Annotated in this window: 27 protein-coding genes; all 27 read right to left on the bottom strand. The window is 67.3% G+C overall.

What is annotated here, in order from left to right:
- Positions 1–5: 5 nt before the first annotated feature.
- Complete coding sequence (locus VJT49_RS14835) at positions 6–662, bottom strand: hypothetical protein (RefSeq protein ID WP_324165385.1); 657 nt, start codon at positions 660–662, stop codon at positions 6–8.
- Positions 652–1,797 carry a DUF5047 domain-containing protein gene (locus VJT49_RS14830; protein WP_324165384.1) on the bottom strand — a complete coding sequence of 382 codons (1,146 nt, stop codon included), beginning with the start codon at positions 1,795–1,797 and terminating at the stop codon, positions 652–654. Before VJT49_RS14830 ends, VJT49_RS14835 begins: the two co-directional genes overlap by 11 nt.
- Complete coding sequence (locus VJT49_RS14825) at positions 1,797–3,182, bottom strand: hypothetical protein (RefSeq protein ID WP_324165383.1); 1,386 nt, start codon at positions 3,180–3,182, stop codon at positions 1,797–1,799. Before VJT49_RS14825 ends, VJT49_RS14830 begins: the two co-directional genes overlap by 1 nt.
- Positions 3,176–3,394: a hypothetical protein gene (locus VJT49_RS14820; protein WP_324165382.1), complete on the bottom strand. Its 219-nt coding sequence runs from the start codon at positions 3,392–3,394 to the stop codon at positions 3,176–3,178. The genes VJT49_RS14825 and VJT49_RS14820 overlap by 7 nt, the downstream gene beginning before the upstream one ends.
- Positions 3,391–6,690, bottom strand: a complete 3,300-nt coding sequence (locus VJT49_RS14815) for a hypothetical protein (protein ID WP_324165381.1) — start codon at positions 6,688–6,690, stop codon at positions 3,391–3,393. The genes VJT49_RS14820 and VJT49_RS14815 overlap by 4 nt, the downstream gene beginning before the upstream one ends.
- 284 nt (positions 6,691–6,974) lie before the next feature.
- Entirely contained in the window at positions 6,975–7,598 is a 624-nt protein-coding gene (locus VJT49_RS14810) for a hypothetical protein (RefSeq protein ID WP_324165380.1), read from the bottom strand.
- Positions 7,599–7,675: 77 nt separating this feature from the next.
- On the bottom strand, positions 7,676–8,155 hold the full coding sequence (locus VJT49_RS14805; protein WP_324165379.1) for a hypothetical protein: 480 nt from the start codon (positions 8,153–8,155) through the stop codon (positions 7,676–7,678).
- Positions 8,156–8,158: 3 nt separating this feature from the next.
- Positions 8,159–8,419 (bottom strand): hypothetical protein, encoded by a 261-nt coding sequence (locus VJT49_RS14800; protein ID WP_324165378.1) that lies wholly within the window; start codon positions 8,417–8,419, stop codon positions 8,159–8,161.
- 5 nt (positions 8,420–8,424) lie between these two features.
- The gene (locus tag VJT49_RS14795; RefSeq protein WP_324165377.1) at positions 8,425–8,766 is read right to left on the bottom strand and encodes a hypothetical protein; all 342 of its coding nucleotides are present in this window, start codon (positions 8,764–8,766) and stop codon (positions 8,425–8,427) included.
- A gap of 11 nt (positions 8,767–8,777) precedes the next feature.
- The gene (locus VJT49_RS14790) at positions 8,778–9,206 is read right to left on the bottom strand and encodes a hypothetical protein (protein WP_324165375.1); all 429 of its coding nucleotides are present in this window, start codon (positions 9,204–9,206) and stop codon (positions 8,778–8,780) included.
- The gene (locus VJT49_RS14785) at positions 9,203–9,547 is read right to left on the bottom strand and encodes a hypothetical protein (protein ID WP_324165374.1); all 345 of its coding nucleotides are present in this window, start codon (positions 9,545–9,547) and stop codon (positions 9,203–9,205) included. Before VJT49_RS14785 ends, VJT49_RS14790 begins: the two co-directional genes overlap by 4 nt.
- A gap of 22 nt (positions 9,548–9,569) precedes the next feature.
- Complete coding sequence (locus VJT49_RS14780; protein ID WP_324165373.1) at positions 9,570–9,971, bottom strand: DUF6093 family protein; 402 nt, start codon at positions 9,969–9,971, stop codon at positions 9,570–9,572.
- Positions 9,968–10,552 (bottom strand): hypothetical protein, encoded by a 585-nt coding sequence (locus VJT49_RS14775; protein WP_324165372.1) that lies wholly within the window; start codon positions 10,550–10,552, stop codon positions 9,968–9,970. Before VJT49_RS14775 ends, VJT49_RS14780 begins: the two co-directional genes overlap by 4 nt.
- Positions 10,553–10,873, bottom strand: coding sequence for a hypothetical protein (locus tag VJT49_RS14770; protein WP_324165371.1), 321 nt, complete (start codon positions 10,871–10,873; stop codon positions 10,553–10,555).
- A 2-nt stretch (positions 10,874–10,875) separates the two neighbouring features.
- Positions 10,876–11,940, bottom strand: coding sequence for a major capsid protein (locus tag VJT49_RS14765; protein WP_324165370.1), 1,065 nt, complete (start codon positions 11,938–11,940; stop codon positions 10,876–10,878).
- A gap of 8 nt (positions 11,941–11,948) precedes the next feature.
- On the bottom strand, positions 11,949–12,674 hold the full coding sequence (locus VJT49_RS14760; protein WP_324165369.1) for a hypothetical protein: 726 nt from the start codon (positions 12,672–12,674) through the stop codon (positions 11,949–11,951).
- 57 nt (positions 12,675–12,731) lie between these two features.
- Positions 12,732–12,941, bottom strand: a complete 210-nt coding sequence (locus tag VJT49_RS14755) for a hypothetical protein (protein ID WP_324165368.1) — start codon at positions 12,939–12,941, stop codon at positions 12,732–12,734.
- A gap of 17 nt (positions 12,942–12,958) precedes the next feature.
- Positions 12,959–14,044 carry a hypothetical protein gene (locus VJT49_RS14750; RefSeq protein ID WP_324165367.1) on the bottom strand — a complete coding sequence of 362 codons (1,086 nt, stop codon included), beginning with the start codon at positions 14,042–14,044 and terminating at the stop codon, positions 12,959–12,961.
- Positions 14,031–15,524 (bottom strand): phage portal protein, encoded by a 1,494-nt coding sequence (locus VJT49_RS14745; protein ID WP_324165366.1) that lies wholly within the window; start codon positions 15,522–15,524, stop codon positions 14,031–14,033. Before VJT49_RS14745 ends, VJT49_RS14750 begins: the two co-directional genes overlap by 14 nt.
- Positions 15,525–15,534: 10 nt before the next feature.
- A complete protein-coding gene (locus tag VJT49_RS14740) occupies positions 15,535–17,004 on the bottom strand; it encodes a hypothetical protein (protein ID WP_324165365.1) in 1,470 nt (489 codons plus the stop codon).
- Between the two features lie 190 nt (positions 17,005–17,194).
- Positions 17,195–17,746, bottom strand: a complete 552-nt coding sequence (locus VJT49_RS14735; RefSeq protein ID WP_324165364.1) for a hypothetical protein — start codon at positions 17,744–17,746, stop codon at positions 17,195–17,197.
- An 866-nt stretch (positions 17,747–18,612) separates the two neighbouring features.
- The gene (locus VJT49_RS14730; RefSeq protein ID WP_324165363.1) at positions 18,613–18,996 is read right to left on the bottom strand and encodes a DUF6221 family protein; all 384 of its coding nucleotides are present in this window, start codon (positions 18,994–18,996) and stop codon (positions 18,613–18,615) included.
- The gene (locus tag VJT49_RS14725) at positions 18,996–19,871 is read right to left on the bottom strand and encodes a hypothetical protein (protein ID WP_324165362.1); all 876 of its coding nucleotides are present in this window, start codon (positions 19,869–19,871) and stop codon (positions 18,996–18,998) included. The genes VJT49_RS14730 and VJT49_RS14725 overlap by 1 nt, the downstream gene beginning before the upstream one ends.
- Entirely contained in the window at positions 19,868–20,095 is a 228-nt protein-coding gene (locus VJT49_RS14720) for a hypothetical protein (RefSeq protein ID WP_324165361.1), read from the bottom strand. Before VJT49_RS14720 ends, VJT49_RS14725 begins: the two co-directional genes overlap by 4 nt.
- Entirely contained in the window at positions 20,095–20,574 is a 480-nt protein-coding gene (locus VJT49_RS14715; protein ID WP_324165360.1) for a RusA family crossover junction endodeoxyribonuclease, read from the bottom strand. Before VJT49_RS14715 ends, VJT49_RS14720 begins: the two co-directional genes overlap by 1 nt.
- 224 nt (positions 20,575–20,798) lie before the next feature.
- Positions 20,799–21,176: a hypothetical protein gene (locus VJT49_RS14710; RefSeq protein ID WP_324165359.1), complete on the bottom strand. Its 378-nt coding sequence runs from the start codon at positions 21,174–21,176 to the stop codon at positions 20,799–20,801.
- A partial coding sequence (locus tag VJT49_RS14705) for a hypothetical protein (protein ID WP_324165358.1) occupies positions 21,173–21,804 on the bottom strand: 632 nt, incomplete at its 5' end. The genes VJT49_RS14710 and VJT49_RS14705, both read right to left, overlap by 4 nt.

The raw sequence follows: 21,804 nt of genomic DNA, 5'->3' as shown, positions 1-21,804 counted from the left end.
CCCCTCTAGAACGGAATTACAATCAGTGAACGGTTGACGAAATCTGTAGATCCACCGTCGCTAAGATATTTCGCGGTGAAGGTCGTAGATCCCTGATTTAGGCCGATGACCTGAACCGCGTTCGACAGTGAAATAAACGCGCCAGCCTCGCCGGAGTAAAATCGACAACCACGGTATGCGGCCGCAGTTTGCGTTGTCGCCCCAGAAATGGCGAACGACATTCTTGCCGTGACATTCACTGGGCAAACCACGGTCGTAGATGTCATCACCAGAGCAGAACCTGATGATCCGATGTACGTGGGCACGGTAGGCCCGACCGTGGTCAGGTCCGTGAAAGTCGTCGACGACGTCCCTTCTTGCGGTGAAACGAAGTCACTCTTTGAACGCATCGCTGCCGAAGCGCCGGTAGCGGCAACTTTCCCGAGGATGAAGTATTGGGTCTGTGCTCGCAGCAACACGACCGTGTCACCAGCGGCGATGCCGATCGCCGGACCAGCGGTGATCACTCGTAGGTCGCCAAAAGACTGGCCGTTGACCAGAACTGTATTCGCGGCGGTGGCGTCGTCCCAGGCTGTCACGACTCCGATGTGGTAGCCGACGTCCCCGTTCCCGTTACCGCCCGGTCCGCCGGTGATCAGATCGGCGATGCCGTCATTGATCACTGCCCGCACCCCCTACGAGTTGTTGTTTCGTTGTGCCCTCCATCGGAGTGGTGACGACGAGCGGCACCGTCAGGGTCTCGACCACGTGCGTCTCCGGCGCTGTGGCGTCCGAGTAGGACACGGTGATCGGGTCGCGCACCTCCAGCGCGCAGTTCGGCACCGCGCCCAGGCTGAGGGTGTACGGCACGCCCAGCTGCCGGGCGAGCATCGCGTCGGCCGCTGCCTGGCACTGGTCGGTGGTGGTCAGGAACGACGAGCTGTAGAACTTCGGGACCTTCCCGAACTGCCCGTACCAGTAGGTGGGACTGTTCGGGTTGAGATCCAGACTCACCGCGCGCACCGGCGGGGCCTCGCCGACCGGCTCCCCGGTCGCCACGACGGCGTTGTAGGCGCCCTCGCGGGTGAGGCTCCGGCTCATCCGCACCAGCACGCCGCCCCGGCCGTGGGTGATCGCCCACACCGGGACCACCGTGGTCGGCGCGGTCCGGACTTGGAAAGCGCCGGTGTAGTCCCAGTACATGACCTTGCCGAGCGAATCGGCGAGGTCTTTGAGGAACTTGTGCCGGTCGTCCTCCAGGACGTGGCTGGAGGAGACGGCAGTGCCGGCCGCGTCGAAATCGAAGACGAGCGTCGCGGTGGGATAGACCTCCAGCACCAGGTCCTGAAACACCGCCTGCACCGACGTACCAGACGCGTATTGCTTGGGTGCCAGCGGCCGGGCGTCGATGATGCCGGACATGCGGTCCCGTCCGACGATGTGGATCGGCCCGCCCGGCACGGTGTCCTGCTCCGGCGTGTAGATCCGGTAGTAGCCGAGGCTGACCCACTCGATCGTGCCGTCCCCGTAGGCGATGCCGCGCTCGACGAAAATCTCGTTACCAAACGGGGTGATCAGCCCGGCTGCGGTGTCCGGCCACGCGGCCGAGGTGGTCAGGTCGAGCGTGCCCTGAATGTCGGCGGTGGCGTCGAGCTTCACGTCGCCGCCGAGGATCGTGATCTCGTTCAGCGGCGCGCCCGTGCTGGTGAGCGGGCCCGGGTTGGTGCCGCTCAGCCCGGCGGGGATCACCCGGGCTCTGGCCACGGCGGTGTGCGATCCCCGAACCGTGGTCAGGAATCGTGGGGTTACGGGGCGCATCAGCCGGTGATGATGTTGGTCGGGGAGCCGATGATGTCGAGCACGTCCGCCCACGTCGATTTCGCGGCGATCAGGTCGGCCCAGGTCGCGTAGGTGGAGACGATGTCCTGCCACAGCACGGTGGCGCCGACCACCGTGGACGCGGGGGCCGCGACCTCCGTCAGCGGCAGGGTGTAGGTGGAGGACTCGTCGTCATAGGTGCTGTCGCCGATCACTGCGTACATGGGCGACAGCCGCACCGACGGCGGGAACTGCAGCAACACTGTGTTCCCGGCCGAGAGGATCAGGTCGAGCCGAGTCCGCTCGGTGGCGTCGGTGACCTGTGCCCCGATGGTGTAGGTCTTTCCCGCCCGGAGGTCGGTCACCGCGACCGGCAGCTGCCGCCCGACGACGTCGAAGATCCCGGCCCGCGCCTTGCGCTCGATCGAGATCAGCCCGACCGGATTGGACAGCGAGGTGTTCATGTACGGGCGGGCCAAGTTCTTGATCCACACCTGGGTGAGTGCCGGCGTGATCGACGCGGTGTCGCGGGTGACGTAGTCCGCGGCTCGCAGAGCGACCAACGCGCCGCGGGAGATCGCCGCGGCGCCCCCGGTCACGGTGAACGTCCCGGACGCGACCGGGGGCGCGTTCAGCGCGGTGAAAATCGCGCTCCAGTACATGGATGCGTCGTCGCCGGTCGTGCTGCTCAGCGTGCCGATCGGCGCCGCACCCGACGGCGTCGCGACGCTCGTGAGGTCGTCCTGCTTCCACATCAGCTGCAGGACAGTCCGGGTGGACGCGGGCAGGGTGAGGCCGGGCCACGCGACGTTCTGGGCGGACGCGTTCAGGACACTGTTCGAGGACACCGGGACCAATTCGGTGTTGCGCCACAACGCGCTCTGGGCCATGGTGTCCGCGTTCGCAACACCGTTCGCGAACGTGATCGTCGGCGCGGTGTCCCCGCTGACGTACCGCTTCCCGAGCAGCGTCATGTTGCCGCTCGCGAACATCTGGGTCCACCCCGCGGGGGTGTTCACGGTGCCGGTGCCGGAGTTGCGGATGCTGGCCAGCAGCAGCACCAGGTCACCGTCGAGCGCGCCCGCAGGCAGCCCCGGCGTGACGGAGGCGTTGTTGCCGTACACCGCAGTGCCTACGGCGATACCGGCCGGATCCGCCGTGTCCACGTAGGACGCGCGATAGTAGGTGACCGAGCCGGGCGTGAACTCGTAGTCGTCGAGCGAACCGGCGCCGCTGGTGATGGTGACCGTGGACCCGCCGCGCACCGTGGTCCACGTGATCTGATCCGTCGACCGCTCGATCAGCGCGTAATCGGCCGCGCCCGGCGCGCTCGTGAACGACAGCCTGACGCGGGAGAGGTCGCTGGCGTAGGTGGCGGTCAACACGGCGCCTGCCTGTGGTCGTAGTCGTGCTGATCCGCCATCTCGAAGACGCCGCCAGCGCCGCCAGCGCCGCTGGTGTGCGCGGTGGCGGCACCGATGGCACTGCGGAAGTTGTCGTGCACCGTTGTCCGAGCGCCGCGAGCGAAGCCGAATGGCGGGTGTTCCACGTGCCACCGGCCGTCGCTGACGCGATGGACTTTCGATTTCCGCTTCATCGAGCCGCTCCCGAACCCGAGGTGACCGCGCGCCGGACAGCGCGGCTCTTTACGGTGATCCGCGTGTCCACAATGTCAGTGATCTCCCGATCGCCGACATACACGTGAGCCTCCAGGCTCAGGTCACCCAGCGACGGCACCGCGCTCGAGACAGCCACGGACGGCATGGACTGCACCACCGCCGTCCCGGCCTGGAGGGACCGCCGCACTGCACCGCCCAGCTTGGGGTCCGCGTTGGCCTGAGCGAGGATCGACAGCGACCGTGCCGACCCATTCGCGGGGATGTAGTACTCGTCATCGACAAGCCGATCCCCGACGAACCGCAACGTGTTCGGCGGCACCCTCTGCGCGATCGCCGACATCGGGGTCAGTGCCCGCCCACCCGCGGCGAAGCCGAGGATGCCACCGTCAGCCATCGGTGTGACGATCCCGCCCAGCGCGTTCATCGAGCCGTAGGCCCCGGTGCCGATCCCGATATTGCGGTAGCCGGTGTCGGTGCGCACGTGGATGGTGATGACCTTGCCGTTGTTGTCGCGGATCAGGTTGTCGATCGCGCCCTGCGCGGGGCGCACGTTCGCACCGGTGTTGACCCACGCCCACGTCCCGTTGGTCTGCTGTACCCACCGCTGCACAGCGCCCGTTGCCGGGTCGATGCGGGTGTCGGTCGAGGTCCACGCCCACGTCCCGTTCGTGCGCCGCTGCCAGATCTGCACCGTGCCGGTCGCTGCGTCGATCCTGCTATCGGTGTTTGTCCACGCCCACGTCCCGTTCGTCTGCCGCGTCCAGGTCTGCACCTTCCCCGTTGCGGGGTCGATGCGGCTGTCTGTGGTCGTGAACGCATACGTGCCGTCCGCTTGCTGCGTCCACACCTTCAGCTTGTTCGCGGCCTTGGTGGTGTCCGTGTCCAAGACAACCGTCTTCCCGGACGGCAGACGAACGATGGACTGTCCGAACTGGTCCACCGTGACAACCAGACCCGCCGCCCGCGCGTCCGCTTCGCTCATCTTCGCGATCGTCGCCTGCAGCGACTGCGGCAGCTCGCCCTTCCAGGACTTCGCGATTTGCGCCGTCTCCTGGTTCATCGCGGCCAGCGCCTCGGTGACCTTCCCCCCGTCGGTCGCCGCTTTGCTGTTCGCGTACGCGGCGTTGTAGGCGGCCTGCTCCTGCGCCGCCCACGCCTGCTCCAGAGACAGCAACGCCTTCTGTTTGTCCTCATCCTTGGATTTCGAGTCGGACAGTGTCTTGTTGTACTTGTCTAACGCATCCTGCGACGTCAAGACCGTTCCGCGGTAGCCGAGTTGCGCGTTCTGTTGCGCGTACATCGCCTGCGTGGCTTCGTTCGTCTTGTCCCGCAACTCGACCTGCGCGGTCGATAGGCCGGTCACGCCAGACTCCATCACCAAGTACGCGTCATGCGCCTCGCGGGCAGCCTTGATCTGCTCGCCGACCGCACCCGAGAAGTTCAGGGTCGCGTTGATCCCCCGAATCTGCGCATCGCCCAGGGAGGTCGCGGCGGTAATCCCGTCCTCAGAAACCCTGGTCAAGTCGCCGATCTTGTCGGCCGCCGCGTTCGCGTTCCCGCCCGTGGAGAGCAACTGGTGGTTGAGGTCGAGCATGCCCTGCACCTGGCCGTCGGTGGCGCCGGCGGACCGGAGCGTCGAGGCGATGTAGTTGTCCGACGACACTGTGATCCGGTTCAGGGCGTCACCGTTGCCCATCGTCGCGGCCGTGGCGTCCTGGATGGTCGACCCGAACACCGCCGCGTTCGCTGCCGCGTTCTTCGCGTTCAACGCCTCCACGTTCACCTGACGCGCGTGTTCACCCAGAGCACCGTTGTCCTGCCGGATCGCGTCCGTCAGCGACCGGACGTTCTCCCGGTGTTCGGCCGCGGCCTGCGCCGCATCCTGTTGTTGTCGGCCGTAATCGTCGAGGATGAGCCCACCGGCGATCATGGCCAACCCCAGGGGATTCAGGCCGCTCTCGATGACAGAGGACACCCCGGCCTTGAACTTCGACGTGCCGTTCGTGCCGGCATCATCGAGCGCCGTCCTGAACTTGGTGGTGCTCTTGCCCGATGCGTCCGTGTAGGTGGAGAAAGCGGCGAGCCCGAACCCCGTCTGGCTCAGTGACGTGCCGAACAGCCCCGCGATGCGGTTCACCGCGAACAGTTCGCCACCGAACTGGCTGACCTCAGGCGGCAACGCGCCCAATGCGCCGGCAAGCCCCTGGAGAACACCGATTCCACCGCTCGCCGTCGTGAGGAACCCGCTCACCGCGCCGTACAGCGGTGAGGTATGGCCTGTGAGGCTGACCGCCACATCCTCGACCTGATGCAGCCCGCCCGCGAACTGGGTCAGCGCCGGGCCGCCGTTGTTCGACACGTTCGCCAGCAGCCGGCCGACGAACCCCTCGAAATCACGGACCGCGCCGCCCGCCGTCACGAGGATCCCCTGCGACGACTTCGCCCCCGCCGAGAGGTCGACGAAAAAATCCGTCACGCCAGCCCCGGCGTCCGACGCAAGGGACTTCAGCCCCTGTATCGGCGGGCCGGCGCTCCGCACTGCCACATTCAGGGCGGGCAGCGCGTTCTCGGCGGCGTTCAGGACACCCTCGGTGAGCGGCTCGATGTACTGCCCGGACCCCGCGAACGCCGCGGCGATCTGCGGCTTCATTCGATCGAACGCCGCATCAGCCTGATCAATGGCGGACACGACGTCGTGCTGCAGCGGCTGCACCATGCCAGCGACCGAGGTGCGCACGTTCTTCGTGAGACCGAAGAACGAATCCTGGACCTGGGCGTTGCTGCTCAACACCGCCGTGGCGACACCCGCCAGGGCGACCGGCACGACCGCGAGCCCTGCGGCGACACCCGCGCCGGCCGCCGCCGCGAGAACCGGAAGTCCAGCGTAGGCGGCGCCGAACTGGGCGGCGTTGAAGCGCACGTCCCGGCTCAGGCCGCGGAACTTCTCCCCGGTCTTGTCGGCCTGGTCCGCCGCGTCCTTCTGCGCCTTCTCGAATCGGGCCGTGGCCTGCGCCGTACGGTCGGTTGCAAGCGACAGCTCCCGCTTCGCCTTCGCCAGGTCCTCTTCGGCCTTCGCGGTCTGCACGACGGTGATCTTGTCGTTCTTGCGCAGCTCGGCCAGCTTCGCCTCGGCCACACGGACGCGGCCAGCGGCGTCCTCCTCGTCCGCGTGGGCCTTCCGCACGTCCCGCGCGGCCTTTTCCAGGTCCTTCGTGGCCGCGCCGGCCGCGCGCATCCCGGCCATGTACTCGGCGACATCGGCCTTGAGCTTCACAGCGACGGTGCGTTCAGCCATGTCACCTCACTTCTGCTCGACCGGCCAGATCACCAACGCGCCGGGGTTGGGCTGGTCTTTGTACTCGTCCTGCTGGGACTGGATCACGTCGCAGCGGTAGCAGCGGACCGGCAGCCCGGCCTTGTAGCTGGCGTTCTTGTCCGTGGTCTCCGGCAGATATCCCCCACACCCGGAACACAGCTGCCGCTCGTACTCGAGGAGCGCTAGTACCTGGCCGCGCTCCTCGTCGTCCCACTCGCTTTCGCAGGTGGTGATCGAGCGGACTAGCCGCCCGTCTTCGTAGACGTACTCCGTGACTTGTTTCGGCTCCCAGCCGTAGAACCGCTTGACGGGGATCCCGAGTCGGGAAGCCGCTTCGACGTCGCGCCGGAGCTCGGGGCGATGCGCGAAGCGGTCAACGAGAAAGGGACAGAGACCTCGCTGCGATTGAGGTTCCACGCCGCCTCGGCCAGTGCCGAATACTGGCCATCGTTCAGCTTGCCCAGCAGCCGGTCCACCCTCGGCCGGTCAAGCGCTGGCTCGACAAGACACAGCGCGATCAAAGCTTCGTAGAACGTCTCCTGGTTGAACCCCAGCACCCGGTCACCGGCGTGCTCCTCGCGAGGCGGGTGTTCCGCGGCCAGCTTCCGGAAGTCCGGCCGCGGCACCGCTCGCAGCAGCACCGTTACAGTCGAATCCGCCATCTGCTGCTCGACAGCCCGGATCTCCTGAGCCAACGTGGCCTGCTCCAGGTCGGCCAGCGTCGCGTTCGGCCGACTGGCCAACTCGGTCAAACGCTGGTCGAGCTCCTCGTGTCGCGACGCGAGATCGGCCCGCAGGCACAGCGGGATCCTGGCCTCCGGTGGCTTCGCCGCGTCGAGCAGCGCGTCAATCTCGTGCAGTTCCATCGTGGTCTCCCCGATTTCCCCCGAATAGACAGGTGCGCCGCCGCGGCTCGGGGGACCGCGGCGACGCGTCTGGGGGATCAGGCGACGACAGCGTCGAGCGTGGGTGCCGCGCTGTTGTAACCCTGGCTCATGAACTTCTCCACGCCGTTCTGCTCCGGCTTGATCGGCCGCCGCTGCCCGAACTTCACCGGGTAAACCTCGACCTTCTGGGCCGAGGTCCAGGCGGTAGTCACCGCGACACCCCGGCGCACCACCAGATACCCGGACAGTCCACGCAGGAGCGTGGTCCACGCGACATCCTCGGCGGGGACGTCCTTGCGGACGCACGTGAGCTGGATCGTGGTCTTCGATCGGCCCGGCGCCTCGCTCGTCGTGGTTTCGCAGAGCTTCGGCGCGGACACCACGTCCTCGTCGGTGTTTATGTCCAGACCATCCGCCATGATCAGGCACTCCAGCGAGGTGCCGGCGTTCAGCTCTGTCGTGGTCGGGGCCGCGGTGTTCGCGATCGTCGGCACGTAGCTGACCTTGTTGTTGCCGTCGGACAGCATGTCGGCCATGGGTCACTCCTTCTTACGGTTGGCCGACTTGGCGGCCGGTTTGATTTCCTCCGGCGGCTTCTCGTCGCCGCCAGCCTCTTCGGGTGGCGTCTCGCCGCTGGCCTGGTCGTACTGCTCGGGGAACGCAGCGGCCTTCGGCCCGTTCGGCACCGGCCCGTCGACCGCCTCCCACCCGGGGATCATTCCCAGCTCGAGCGCTTCCTTCGGCAGCGCCGCGACGTGGCCGGTGGCCTCGCAGCGGGCGCGCACGAACTCTTCCGGCACGACGATCAGCCCCTGAACGAGTAGAAGGTCACACCGGACGTCGCGGACGCGGTGACGTTGACAGTGCCGTCCGTCTGCTTCAGGTCGTTCGGGATCGGGCCGGCCACGACGAGCCCCGTCGTGGCCGGCACCGACACCGACGTGATGGACGGGTTTTGCTGCTGGTACTTGGTCTTCCCCGGGTCGGCAATGCTCACCGTGACCGCCGACCCGGACGTGTTCTGGACCAGCAGATAGGCGCCCGCGCCGGAGTCACCCGGCTTCACCTTGTCCGGGCCCGCCGTCGCGGGTGTCGCAGTCAGCACGGTCCCGCCGATCGCGGCCTGGACCTGCGTAATAGTCGCCATGAGATTTCCTTTCAGGCGGCGTAGGAAACGAAGTGGTAGCCGTCCACACCGAACATCGGGTGGAGGTTGGAAGCGGGCAACATGACGTCGTTGTCCGGTTGGATCGGAAGCGACGTTTCCTTCCGGATCGGCGTGCACAACCGGGCCGCCACCACAGGCCGAACGTCCAGCACCAGAGACCGGGACGCCCCGGCCACCACACGCGCGGACGCGTCCGTGATCCCCACCGAGGTGAGCGTGAACCGGAAGTCAGCACGGTTCGACGTGCCACACAACCGCTCCGCGGCCTCGAATCCCGTGTCCATGCGCAGCACGACGTACGGGAAACTCGGCTCGCCCGGGACCTGCCCCTCGTACAGCGTCATCGAGGCCGGCAGACCAGCCAGGAGACCCTTGACGAAGGCGTAGTGCGCGAGCTGGTCGAGCGCGGGCACTGTCACAGGATGTCCTCGGCCACGTCCGCAATCGCGTCCATCATTCGCGGCACCTCGCGGTTCAACGGACCGTTGATGTCCAGCACGCCAGCCGTGCGCGACGTGCCGAAATACAGCAGGTTCCCGAGAGCGCCCTGAATCAGTGCCTTGTCTGGGCCGATCTCAGCCTCCAGATCCCCGGTCATGTCGTAGCTGATCGAGCGGGGGAAGTGGATGAACTTGCGATGCCCGGACGCGTCGGCGCGCATCCCGTTCTTGATATTGAGCGCGCCCCGCTCGACCACCTTGCGGAACCGCGGCCGCGTCTCCTCCGGCACCCCCTCCAAATCGGCGGCCAACTGGTCCACCTGGGAAAAGTCGACGCTCATCTCAGTCCACGACCTCCTCCAGCGAGAACCGGGTAGCGGTAGCGAAGGTCTTGCGATCACCCGCACGGATCCGAAACCGCTTGCCCACCAGCTCGGGATCCACCGAGGCGGTCACCTCGACCACATGCCCCGTCGACACGCCACCCGACCCAGCCACCGGCAGATGCAGTTCGAGCGGCGCCACTGTCCACCGGTGCTCACCCGCCTCCGGGTTGGATGGGTAGGCACCGCGCTGCCGCTGGAACTTGCACTTGCCGGTGTAGACCGCGGCCCCATAGGTGGTCGTGACCACGCCCGTGGAAGGGTCCGTCGCGTTCCCGGCGACCGGCTTGACCGTGCACGCGTCCACCATCAGCGCCTCCGCGCGCCGCCGGCCACGCCGCATGACCGCGAGGGCGCTCATGACCGGGTCGTCACCATCGCCGCCGACCCACCGAACATCGACGCCAGCCAGTCGCGCGTGCGGGTGGGTAGCTCCATTGCGGAAGCCACCGCCTCGGCGCCTTGCGCGTACTGGACGCTGTAGTCGTCGATCCGCTCCGCGACCACGCCGCCGTGCGCCGCATAGCCCTCCTTGGCCGCCGCTATCCCGGCGCCCACCAGGGAGCACACGAGATCGACGATGTGCTCGGGCACCGGATCCACGCCATGCACCTGCGTAACCAGCACATCCACCGGATCGCAGTCCAGGCTCCAGCCACAGGCGCGGCGAAGCCTGCCGTCGGCCATCAACCGCCAATCCGTCACCGCCGTGCCGTCGACCGTCACCGTGGACACCGACACGACCGGCGGGCCGGCCAGACGCAGGTATTTCTGGTCTGGCCAGCCGTCATAGCGGATCGTGGAGGTTTCCCGGCTGATCGGCGATCCGGCGGCGCCGCGCACGGTCGCGCTGGCCACCCGCAGCAGTTGATCCACCAACGCCCCATCCGAGACGTCGATGTTCACCGCCGACAGGTCACCAACCGTCGCGAGCGGATCCACTTACTTGGGGCCGTACTGGTCGATCAGCTCGGGCTTGGACGCGGCCTTCGCCGCGTCCGGGTCGGCACCCTGCTTCACGGCCCACGCCACCCACTCCGGTTTCCCGGCGTAGGGCTTGGGCGGCTCGTCCTCGGACGACGCCGCCTCGGTGGTGGTGTCGTCAGACTCGCCGAGCAGGTCCAGCTGGTAGCCCGCGCTGCGGAAGTAGCCGTACTCCGCGATGTGCTTGGAGGTGTCGACCTCGGCTTTGCCGTCGACGACCATCACGGACCCGATCTTGCCGGTGAAGTCGGCGACCGGCGCTGACACTACATATTTCATGATCACGCCACCTTGATGTTCCGGAAGACGCCGCACGCCTTCGTGTTGCGGATGACCACGGCCGTCGGCCCCATCTCGACCTCGCCGTTCTTCACCGCGCCGGAGACGGTGTAGTCCGGCGGCCAGGTCTGAACCAACGGCACACCAGCCACGCTCGCGGCATGAAAGGCGTCCAGTCCGAAGCTGACCGCGTAAAGATCGGTCAGGTTGGTGATGTTGCCGCCCGCGCCGCCACCGTCTGGGTCACGCGTGGCAATGGACGCGATCGGCGCCGCACCCGTGGCGTTGTCACCCACATCGACCAGGAACCAGGGCCCATACATCTCCACCTGGCGACCCAAGTCGTCCCGCTCCTGGGTGTAGATCCCCGCCCACCGAGCCAGCGCCCGCACACGGGTGATCGACTTGGTGTTCCCGAGGATCGCCTTGCGGCCCGCCGGGAGCGCACCGGGCGCACCGACATCGCCCGACCCGATGGCGGACGGCACGATCCGGGACAGCCAGTCGTCCAGCTTGTCCAGCTGGGCCATCGCCAACGCCTGCGTGTTAATCGTGCCCGGAGTCCAGTCCACATACCCGGCGGTGACGCCCTCGTTCAGCGGCAGGTACTCGGTGCTGCTGCCGGTCAGGGTCTTGGACAGGCCGTCGAAACCAGCAGCGTTCACCGCCACGTCACCGTTGACGCACTCGTTCTGGAACGTCACCCGCGTCGAGGTGAGCAGCTGCTGCAGCTGGAACGTCACCTCGTTGCTGGTCGCCGGGCCGAGCGCGGACAGCGCGCGGTCGATACCGAACGAGCCACCCAGCGGGTGCAGTTCGACCGTCTTCCGCTGACGCGTCGCCTCGGCCGCCGTGTACTCGGCGTTGAACACACGGAACGCCGCCGCCCGCGCCGCGAGCAACTGCGTGTAACCGTAGGTCAGCGTCCCGCCACCCGTGCCCGGGTTCGCACTGTCGTCGAACACCATCTGGTCGAGCAGCCATGAGTAGCGGCGCAAGTTGTCGATCACGGCATAGTCCAGATCGGTCTGAGTGTTCAGCTGCGCCTGAGCAAGCGTCTGAACCATGAAGACTCCTAGGGGTTCTTAGTGAGCACCCGCGTGACCGCGTCATGCAGGCTGTTTGGACGTGCAGGCTTCGCCGGCTTTGCGCCTGCATCCGCCCCGCCCTGGAACCGCTGCTTGCCTTGCGCAACACCGAGATAGGGCTTGTTCTTCAGGAGCTCGTCGATCGCCTCGGCGATCTCGTCGGCGTCGACCTCGCCATCCTCGTCCACCTCGAACTTCGAGACGTCGAGGAAGCTCAACGCGTCTTTCGGATCGGCCAGCTTCCCGGCGGCGGCAGCCCGGATCTCCGATCGGACGATCCGCGTGTTCGCCTTGGTAGCCGCTTCCCGTTCCGCTTGCTGGCGGATCTCGTCCGCAGTCGGCTCGTCGTCCTTCTTGGCCCCGTTGCGGAGCTGCTCGAGTTCGGCCTTGGCGGCGCGGAGTTGGTCGCGGTACTCGTTCCTCTTCGCCTTCATGGCGTCGAGGGCTTTCTTCCCGGCGTCACCGAGCTTGTCGGCGCCCTCCGGTTCCTGCTCCTTGTCGCCGTCATCGACGGCGTCAGCGAGCATCTTCTGAGCGTCGCCCTCGTCCTGACCGGTGTCCGCGTCGTCACCGTCGCCGGAGTCGTCTCCGTCGTCGGCGCCGCCGAGGATCGGCCAGATCGGCTGGTCACCAACTTCGCCGCGGCGGGCTTTGCGCCAGCCAACAGCCTGGATACCGGTGACAGCATGCACGGGAAGAACAGTTGATTTCACGGACTCTCCTTGCGAGAGAAAGGGAACTGGACCGGCACCATTGCGGCGACGGTGGATCTACTTCAGCGAGCCGTCAGCGGCCCACGAATCGGGGATCATGTTCGCGAGGTTCAGCGCGCGGGCGCGCTTCATGATGAAGCGCCGCACCTTCGCGCGGGCCTCCTCGGTGTTCGGCCGCACCCGGCCAACCGCGCTGATCGCGTCACTCAGCTCGCCGCGGTTGCGGATCTGGAACCGGCCCGGCCGATCCTGACCGGGAGCGGGCATCGCCTTACCCTGCTCCCTCACAGGATGTAGCCGTGCAGGCGAAGCAACCGGACCGCGTCCTCACGCGAGGTGGCCAACTGGTAGATCGACTCCGGCATCAACCGGGCCGTGCGCGCCCCACGCAACCGCACCACCTGCCGACCACCCCGCCCCGTCAAACGCGTGTGCTGCGACACCACCGTCGTATTCCCACCCGTACGAGGCGCCGTGAACGCATTCGGGTCACCAGTGATCAACCGGGCCCCGGCGATACCGCGGCGCGTGACGCCCTCCCGGGTGGTGAACACGTCCTGCCCGAACACCCGCTCCGTCGCCTGCCGCCGACGATCCGAACCCGCCGCGGTGGACATGCCGCGCCGCGCGTTCACCACCTGCGACAGGTCCGCACCATCACTGATCGCCTGTGCACCCGCCCTGGTGAACGCCTTATCCCGCTGCTCTAGGGTCATCTGCTCGAACAACCGGCCCGGCGTGTTCTCCGGCCGCTCCTCCCGCCACTGCTCACGCGTGACCGGCTCCATCGTGCAATCACACCGAGGATGCCGCTCAAACCCCTGCGACCACCGGTACAGCCGCCCCGCCAGCACGATGCAGCGACCGCACGCGGGCAGGTGCACCACACGCTCATACCCGGCGATCCCCGGGCGGGCCGTCATCGCGACACTATCCGCGACCCGGCCAGCGTCCGCGACCTGCGTGCGCACGATCATGTCCAGGGATGCCCACCCGTGAGCCTTCGCCCGGGGCGCCGAGGCACCTTCCGCGATCGCGCGCCGCGCCGCGACGACCGGCGACCACAGCAGGCTACCCAGCGGCCGCCCATCCGACGCGACGCCGGAGAGCGTCGCCGCGGCGACCGCCCCGGCCGCGTCCGGCTGGATGCCCTGCTCCGCGAGCACCGCATCCAGGTAGGCGTCCGACCGCTGCGCCGCCGCACGCTGCGCAGCCACCAGCACCACCAGCAGCCTGCCCAGCAGGCCTAGCCACGACCCGAGATCCGCAGTGCCGACGCCGCGCCACAAACGCCGCGCCTCCAACTCCACACCTCGCGCCAGCTTCCGGCGGTCGGCGGTGTGGTCCAGCACGAGCTCACGCACCGACATTCGCCGGCTCCAACTGGGCCTGATCGGCAGCCGGTGGCCCGGCGTTGAGGCTGCGGGCGATATCACCGACCGGATCCAGCTCGGCGGCACGCTGCTGCTCAGCCTCCCGCATCCGCACCACCCGCTCCACCTCGAGCGGCTCCAACCCGTACTGCTCGGCGATCCACTCGAACGGAAACCCCATCTGGCTCAACTTCAGCAGCGCGTCGACCTTCTGGCCCAGCGCGCGGAACTGGATGTCCTCCCACACCACCGTCCCGGACTGCACCGCACGCGCCTTCTCCTGGTCGAACTGGGCCAGCGCGATCAGCCGATACACCTCACGCACACCCGGCGCCAGATACGTCAGCCGCTCCCGGGTCTTCGCGACCAGACCTGTCTCAGCCGCCGTCAGGGCCTCCGCCGACAGATTCGCCACCCGGCCGATCAGGTAGTGCGGCGGCGTGCGGGTCTGGGCCGCGATGTGCTCCACCGCCCGCTCAATCACCGCCGAGAACACGTCCAGCGATGCCGCGGACCACTCGGCGATCTTCGCGTTCTGGCCCGGAATCCACAGGATCCGCTCTCGGATCAGCGTGTCCAACTCCAGCGGCCGATGCCCCTTGATCTGCCCGTTCTCGTCCAGCACCGGGATCTTCGGGATCTCCGCACCCGTCACCACCCGCTGTGGCAGCGAGGCGTAGTCCAGGGCGTTCATCAGGTACGCCCACACCAGGTTGATCGCGTCCTGCATCGCGATCGTGCCGTCGATATCGGAGATCGGATTGTCCGGGTCCAGCAACGTGTGGTTCGCCAACTCCACCATCGACACCACACTCAGCGGGTTCGGCAGCGGCCACGGCTCGGCCCGCACCTCCCGCGGCTCCCAACCACCCAATGCCGTAGCCGGCAGCACCAGCCCGGAATGCAACCGGCCATCGCGGCTGATCGCGGACCGCTGGAACTTCCACAGGAAATCCCCGGTATCCAACGTCGCGTACTCGTACCGGTCATCTCGCCACAGGCGTAAACCAGCAACCCGCTGCCCATAGTCGCCGTACTCGATCACGGCCTGGTCGGGACGCTCCCACGTCACCGTGGCCTCGTCGTCCGAGTTACCCCACACCGTGGCGAACGCGCGGCCCGTCGCCAGCGCGATCACGATTGCCTCGGACACACCACGCGCACCATCGTTGGCCCGCCACGCTCGCTCGAGATCCTTGTCGACCCCACGCTCCTCATCATCGAGCCGCACACCCAGCGGATTCATCCGCTCGGCAGGGCTGCTGATAACCGGCGCACACCAGTTGTCGCTGAACCCCTTGAACCGGGCCCCGAAGTAATTCTGGAACTCCGGGGACGCGTACTTCAGCGGGTGGCTACCGCGGTAGTAGTTGAGCCGCTGTTTCACCAGCTTTTCGCGTTCGGACAGCTCGTAGGCCAGCCGGTTCATGCGAGTGACCGCGGCTTGAGCCTCGGGCGACATCAATGGTGCGCTCACAGCCTCCACCTCACCGCCGCCGCGTCGAAGACGCCGTATACAGAAACGCCGGCTCCGACCACAACGACGCCGCAGTCACATCACCGGCAGCCTCGTTGCAGATCACCGACACCACCGCCATATCGATCTTCCGCCCATCACCGGGCTTCGTGAGCACATACCGATTCGACGGACGCTGAGCCTTCCGCGCACTCCGCATGTGCAGCGCGGTGACCTCGCACCCATCATGCGAAAACCCGCTATCCGCCTTCGCCACATCCACCAGCAACCGCTCAGCCGCCGCATGCATCTGCACCGGTCGGTACGTCGCCCACCGCAGCACACGCTTCTCGCCGTACTTCTCCGCCCACGCGTCCAACTCGGTCTCCCAATACGGCGGATCACCGTACATCCGGACCACGTCGAAGTGCGTGAACAACCAGTCCACCGCCGCCGCAACCTCCAGCCGCGGCACCCGACCCCCAAAGTCAGCCGGATCCCAAATCGTCGGCCCACCAAGCGTCACCGGCGTGAACTGATAGCCCTCGCGGGTCTGCGCACGGATACCAGTCCAGTCATCCACATCAGACCCGTCGAACCCGAGCACCACCTGCGTACCCGCCGCCACCTCGACCCGCCGCCAGCGGGCATCCCAACGATCACCATTCATCCACGATCCCAGCCCGGCCACGATCCGGTTCCCGTAGAACCGCTCCGCCTGCCCGGGGTCCTTCTCGAGCAGCTCGGCCGCCTCGGCCTCGATGCCGTGAAGATCAGCGTGCGGCGAGCCGACGTAGTTGTAGGTATGGATCTTCCGGCGCTCGGCCTTGTTCTTGTAGCTCAGGTTCGCCGGCGGTGGCTCATAGAACTTGAAGATGTCCTTCGCCCGCGACTCACGCGTGCGCTGCGCCACCGACTGCTCGGACGGGTCGTAACAGTTCGTCGTCTCGATCGAGCGGCCACCCATCGGCGCCGTACCACGACGCATGGTCTCCGCGACCTTGATCAGCTTGTTCTGCGCGTTGTAAAGCCCCGTCTCATCTTGGATGCAGAACGTGATCGGGTTCCCCAGCCGCGACTGAGCCGACGAAGTGACGACGTCGATCCTATTCGCGTCCGGATCACCGTCACCTCCCGTGACCCGGATAAAGCCCTCCCTCACCTTCATCCGGTCCCGCAGCCGCTCGCCCCGCGCCATCGCCGACAACGGCCGATACACGTTGTCGACCTGGTCCTCAGACGTCGCGAGCAACTGAATCAGCGGCGTCGGCCACGGATGTCCCATCGGCTCGCCCGGCTTGTACCGGTACACCCACCCGCAGCCGCATCCGTAATCGGCGCATTCGTAGGTGTCGCCTTCCTCGGCCCAGTCCAGAAACAGCACCGGCCCAACGGCTTCGGCCGACACGATCGCCGCGGCCCACGGACCCTTGCCGGTCTTCTGCGGTGCGATCACCTGCGACCGTCGATTGTGGAACGCCCCCGACCGGATCGGGATCACGTCCGGGTCGTCGCCGAAGCCCTCAACCTGCCGGGCGTCCGGCTTGACCCGGTAGTGGTTGACCGTGCACCACAGCTGCCAGTCATACATTCGGAACAGGCGGCCCTTCCGGAACCCGTCCGGGACGATGCAATGCCTTTCGATCCACGCGGGTACGACCCACAGCGTCGGGAAGTCGACGACATAGTGCCTACGCTCCACCATTCGACACGACCGTCAGCCGCGCCCGTGGATCGTCCTCCGGCTCATCCTCGACCGGCTCGACACGCTTCTCGCCGACCTCGTCCACCGAGATCGACCAGCCGTTCTCCTTCAGCCCGGCCGGCGTCATGCCGATCTGATCCGCGAACCGGTGCAACGAGTTCTTATCCGCGGCCTGCGCGTCCGGGCCTTCACACACCACCGCGGTCCGGACCCACATCGCCACCGTGTGCCAACGCCACGGCTCCCGCGCCCACGCCGCGGCCTGAGGAAGCGACCACACCCACGCCCACAATGCGGCCTCGCGCTCGCGGAACGACTCGGTGCCGGCCTCGTCGAACTCGCGCACATGCGTCCGGTCCCGACCAGACCACTCGTCGTACTCGCGGAACAACTGCATCGGCTGCAACGGGAACGCCGGCACCTCACCGTCGTAGCCCTCGGCGGGCAGCACCGCGAGCCGCAGCCCGCGCCGGTCGCTCCGGCCCGAATTCGGATCCGGTTGAGGACCCGAGCGGTTCCGTGCCCCACCCCTTGCCATGTGTGATCACTCCTCAGCGGCATCGCGCCGCATTGGGACGGCCCGACATCGCGCCGAAACCGGTAACGCTAAGTGCCGGGCGACTACCGCCCGAAGTTCTGAACGCTCCGCACCATCCGGAGACCTCCCCGGCGGTCCGCAATGTCCACAGTGGAGGGGTTACCCCCCAGGGGTATGCTTGTCAAGGGGTTTTCCAAGATCTTTTGAAGATCTTTCTTGCGCCTGGTCAGCGTGCGTTCCACCCGCCTGGCTGCTCGCTCGCCGTGTGCTGCGAGTGGTGTGAGTGGCACAGGGCTTCGAGGTTGGTGTCGTCGAACCCTCGTGGTCCTTTGGGTCCGGCTCCGTCGAGGTGGTTGACGTCGGTGGCCCAGGTGAAGCAGCCAGCGCGCTGGCAGAACGGGTGGGCTGCGAGGTACTCGGCACGTTTGGCTTCCCATCGTGTGTCGTAGCCGCGCTGTCGTGCGCTACCTCGGCGTTGCTCGGCCTGCCGGGTGTGGGTAGGGCAGCGGCCACGATCCACGATCTCGGGGCAGCCTGGCGTGGAGCAGATCTTGGATGCCCGGGGCATCAGGTGATCGGGTCGACGGCCATGTGCACCCTCCAGGCGTGGAACAGTCCCCGGCAGCTGGGGGTCCACCGGGGGCTAGCTCCGCGTACCTGCCCGGAACTCTGCGGTGACACTGCACCGATGATCACGAAAATACGTTGGTGCAGGTCAGCATGTCAACTTGGGTTGCTGCTCGGCGTGCCTAGATAGGCGCGAGCCTCGGGCCCTGTCATCCGGCAGGATCTCCCGAGGCTCACTTCCAGGCTCACCGCGATGGCCTGACTTCGCTGTCAAATGTAGCCGTGCTCAGCATGGCTAGTCACGGCCGCCACTCCTGCCGGTAGTCCGGGTGACCGGCGAAGGGCAGCGCGAGCAGGCACAGCGTGGGACACGGATCGTCATCGTCGTGCTCCCAGAATCCGCAGCTGTGCAGCCCTTGGTGCACCTCGATGATCCGCCGCTTGACGTTCACGTCGGCCAGCACGGTGCCCGGGTCGTTCGCGGCGATGTGCTGGCGAATCTCCCACGACAGCACGCCCTCGTATGGCCCGTAGGCCACGGGAGAGCCATCGGCCCCACTGACGCCTTCGTTAAGGTGCTCATGACCCGCATGCCAACGCGTCTCGGTCTCCTCGGCTGCGGCGCGTGCGATGTGCTCTCGCTCGTCGAGCCGGGCCCGCAGGAACGCGATCAGGTCTTCCATCACGCCACCACCCCTCGTCGCCGCTCAGAGTAGGACTTGAGCGCGTCCACCCGGCACACCAGCACGCGCTTCGCCGAGCTCGGCGACGGACGCTTGCGCCAGCCGTCCACCTGGCACCACCAGCGGAGCGTCGCCACCGGCACGTCGAGCTCGGCGGCGAGGAACGCGTAATCCGTCCATTCGTCGCCGAGCTCGTGCCAGCGCGAGCGGGGCCAGACGGCGTCGCACGAACGGCAGCGGATCTCCTCGGCGTCGGCACGCATGCGTAGGGTCGCGCCGCACCTGATCGGGGCCAGTTCGCCTCGCTCGTCGACCTCGTAGTCGACCACCGTGGGGCAGGGCCCGATCCGCAGCACCGGTGTGGCCGTGCGGTCGGCGAACCAGAGCGCGACGAGCAGGTCCCGCATCTCGGCGGCGAACTCGTCCAGCCATGGTTGAGCGAGCAGCCAGTCGAAGTGGAACGTGATCGTGGCCATTTCGCGCTGCATCGTGACCCGCCTGTCCGGGACGGTCGCGAGCATCTGGCCCGGCGGGGTGTCGATCGAGCGTTCCTCGCGGATCATGCGCGCGTAGGACTCGATCGTCGCGAGGGCGGCGGGCCGGCCGTCCCACTTGCTGCGTACGTCGGTGTGTACCAACAGCGAATCGACCGCGGGCGAGCGGGGTCCAGGTGGCCGGCGCCCGCCTGCGGTGTCGCCGTGGCCGGGGATGAGTTCGTCGATCCCGGTGAGCCGCGCGTAGGTGCCGGCGATCGTGTCGAGGAGGTCGCGGAGTTTCTCGCCGCATCGGTGGCAGCACATGCGGCCGGGCGCGGCGCGGAAGGGGAGGCCGGAGGCGTTGCGGCACCCGAGGATGCAGGCGCGGACGTCGGTCATCGGAAGATCCTGTCGATGGCGCGGCCGAGCCAGCCGTGGGGCGCGGGTTCGTCGAAGCCGACCGGCTTGCCGAAGGGTGGCTGCTGCTGTTCGGTCGTCTCGTCGTGGGTGTAGAAGCGGCCGATGCTGGGGGTGCATGGGAGGCAGCGCCGGGTGTCGAAGATGGCGGCATAGCCGCAGCCGAGTTCGCAGGTGTCGGTGCGGCCGGTGTAGGGCTCGGTCATCAGAACGGCCTTCCGTCGTCGGGCGTGATGATGATGTGGACGCCTGCGCACTCGGCCGTGCTGCCGCCGCCTCCGGCGTACCGCTTGGTGGCGTGCAGGTCGATCACCTGCGCGTCGTCTCGCCACACTCCGGCGCTGCCGATGGCGTCGAGCACGGCGCGGGCGAGCTTGTCGGCGTCGGGTGTGCCGGTCGGGTATTCGGGTGCTGAGTCGCGCAGTAGGTGGGCGTTGCGGCCGGTGCGGAAGTGGTTCTTGGGTCGCGGCATGACGAACACCAGGTGCACGCGAACAGCGCCGTCGATCCGGGGGCGCTCGCCGGTGGGGTCGAGGAGCGCGTCTCGGATGTCGCCGCGCCAGGTCTTGACATGCTTGGACGACTCGATCATCTGGATCTTGCCGCTGTGCGGATTGCGCAGCGCGCGCTTCGAACCCTGTGGCTTGGGGTCACCGGCTACGAAGACGGTGAGGACGTCAGTCACCGACGGCCACCTCGTTAGGCACGGTCGGCCTCCTGGGTGGCGGCCCGCCGAGCGAGCATGCGTTCCTTGCGCTGCTCGTCGGTCGGGGCTTCCCAGCCGTGCCGACCGGTCCGTGGACACGGTCGGAAGTGGGCCCGAGGAGATCCCGCCGGATGACGGGGCCTCGGGTCCTGCGCTGTCCGGGGCTTCGTCCTCACCTGGCGGAGGGACGGGCGTGGTGTCGGTCATGAGCGGGCCTTTCCGTGCTCGATGACGTCGGCGACGCTGTAGCGGTTGACCGTCACGTGCGGTGCGTGTTGTTTGGCGAGTTCAAGAGCCGTGTCCAAGTCGAAGCGATGCGCTTGATACCAGGCGTCCTGACCTTCGCGTGCCTCGCGGAACTCCTCATCGGTCTGCGGCTCCTGACTGCCATCGCGCCACGAGTAGCCGTAGGACCATTTCCCGTCCACGCCGAGATGGCGACTGTTGCGGACCACGGTCCACCGGCCATCGCCCCGGTATTCGACTTCGATGGCGAAGAAGACGGCGTCCGGGTGGTCCTCGGGCAGGCAGCACACCTCGTAGCCAGTGGGGCGCACGGTGGGCTCAGGGATCTCGGTCACTGGTCTCCCCCCGACAAAGCAGCACGGGCCATCTCCCGCTCACGGTGGAAGTACTCGGCCCTCAGGTTGTCCAGATTGCCGCGCAACATGCGAATCTTCTCGACCAACGAGCAGTCGGTGTGGTCCCCGAAGTCCACACCCGACAGAGCCTGCCCTATCTCGACGAGCCGGGCAGCGGCTTCAGCATGCAGCCACAACAGTGCGCGGACCGCGAACAGAACCTGATCCGGACTGCCCGGCACAACCGGGAACTCCTCGGCCACGACCCGAAGATCACCCTGCGCATTCACACGCGCGGTCTGCTCGCGCTCCAAGTCGTCAACCAAGCTGTCCTTGCGTGCGGCCCACTCCAAAGCGTTCGCCCACGGGTTGTTGCCGTTGGAGTGCTCACCGATCACATCGGCGGGGGCGAGGGCGGCAGCGAGCCGATCGGCCCACTCCTCAGCGCGGTCGCGCTCGCCGATCACGTCAAGGATGTCCTGCTCGGCGGTGGTGGTCTGGTCACCACCCACAGCCGGGGTGATGGCGATCTTTCCGGCGATGATCGCGTTGCGGAACTGGATGTGCGAGTCGACCGCGCCCGCGCGCCAGTCGGCACTGCGGTAGTCGTCGCGGGCCGACTCGATGT

This window comes from Amycolatopsis sp. (assembly GCF_035276945.1).
In the GTDB taxonomy this organism is placed as follows: domain Bacteria; phylum Actinomycetota; class Actinomycetes; order Mycobacteriales; family Pseudonocardiaceae; genus Amycolatopsis_E.
The sequence above is the reverse complement of the archived record's forward strand: the minus strand, read 5'-3'. Positions and strand labels throughout refer to the sequence as shown.

Excerpts from the sequence above, each read along its gene's own strand:
- VJT49_RS14830 (WP_324165384.1), bottom strand. The coding sequence starts at position 1,797 with ATGCGCCCCGTAACCCCACGATTCCTGACCACGGTTCGGGGATCGCAC.
- VJT49_RS14820 (WP_324165382.1), bottom strand. The coding sequence starts at position 3,394 with ATGAAGCGGAAATCGAAAGTCCATCGCGTCAGCGACGGCCGGTGGCAC.
- VJT49_RS14810 (WP_324165380.1), bottom strand. The coding sequence starts at position 7,598 with ATGGAACTGCACGAGATTGACGCGCTGCTCGACGCGGCGAAGCCACCG.
- VJT49_RS14805 (WP_324165379.1), bottom strand. The coding sequence starts at position 8,155 with ATGGCCGACATGCTGTCCGACGGCAACAACAAGGTCAGCTACGTGCCG.
- VJT49_RS14795 (WP_324165377.1), bottom strand. The coding sequence starts at position 8,766 with ATGGCGACTATTACGCAGGTCCAGGCCGCGATCGGCGGGACCGTGCTG.
- VJT49_RS14780 (WP_324165373.1), bottom strand. The coding sequence starts at position 9,971 with ATGAGCGCCCTCGCGGTCATGCGGCGTGGCCGGCGGCGCGCGGAGGCG.
- VJT49_RS14770 (WP_324165371.1), bottom strand. The coding sequence starts at position 10,873 with ATGAAATATGTAGTGTCAGCGCCGGTCGCCGACTTCACCGGCAAGATC.
- VJT49_RS14765 (WP_324165370.1), bottom strand. The coding sequence starts at position 11,940 with ATGGTTCAGACGCTTGCTCAGGCGCAGCTGAACACTCAGACCGATCTG.
- VJT49_RS14755 (WP_324165368.1), bottom strand. The coding sequence starts at position 12,941 with ATGCCCGCTCCCGGTCAGGATCGGCCGGGCCGGTTCCAGATCCGCAAC.
- VJT49_RS14750 (WP_324165367.1), bottom strand. The coding sequence starts at position 14,044 with ATGTCGGTGCGTGAGCTCGTGCTGGACCACACCGCCGACCGCCGGAAG.
- VJT49_RS14735 (WP_324165364.1), bottom strand. The coding sequence starts at position 17,746 with ATGGCAAGGGGTGGGGCACGGAACCGCTCGGGTCCTCAACCGGATCCG.
- VJT49_RS14730 (WP_324165363.1), bottom strand. The coding sequence starts at position 18,996 with ATGGAAGACCTGATCGCGTTCCTGCGGGCCCGGCTCGACGAGCGAGAG.
- VJT49_RS14725 (WP_324165362.1), bottom strand. The coding sequence starts at position 19,871 with ATGACCGACGTCCGCGCCTGCATCCTCGGGTGCCGCAACGCCTCCGGC.
- VJT49_RS14720 (WP_324165361.1), bottom strand. The coding sequence starts at position 20,095 with ATGACCGAGCCCTACACCGGCCGCACCGACACCTGCGAACTCGGCTGC.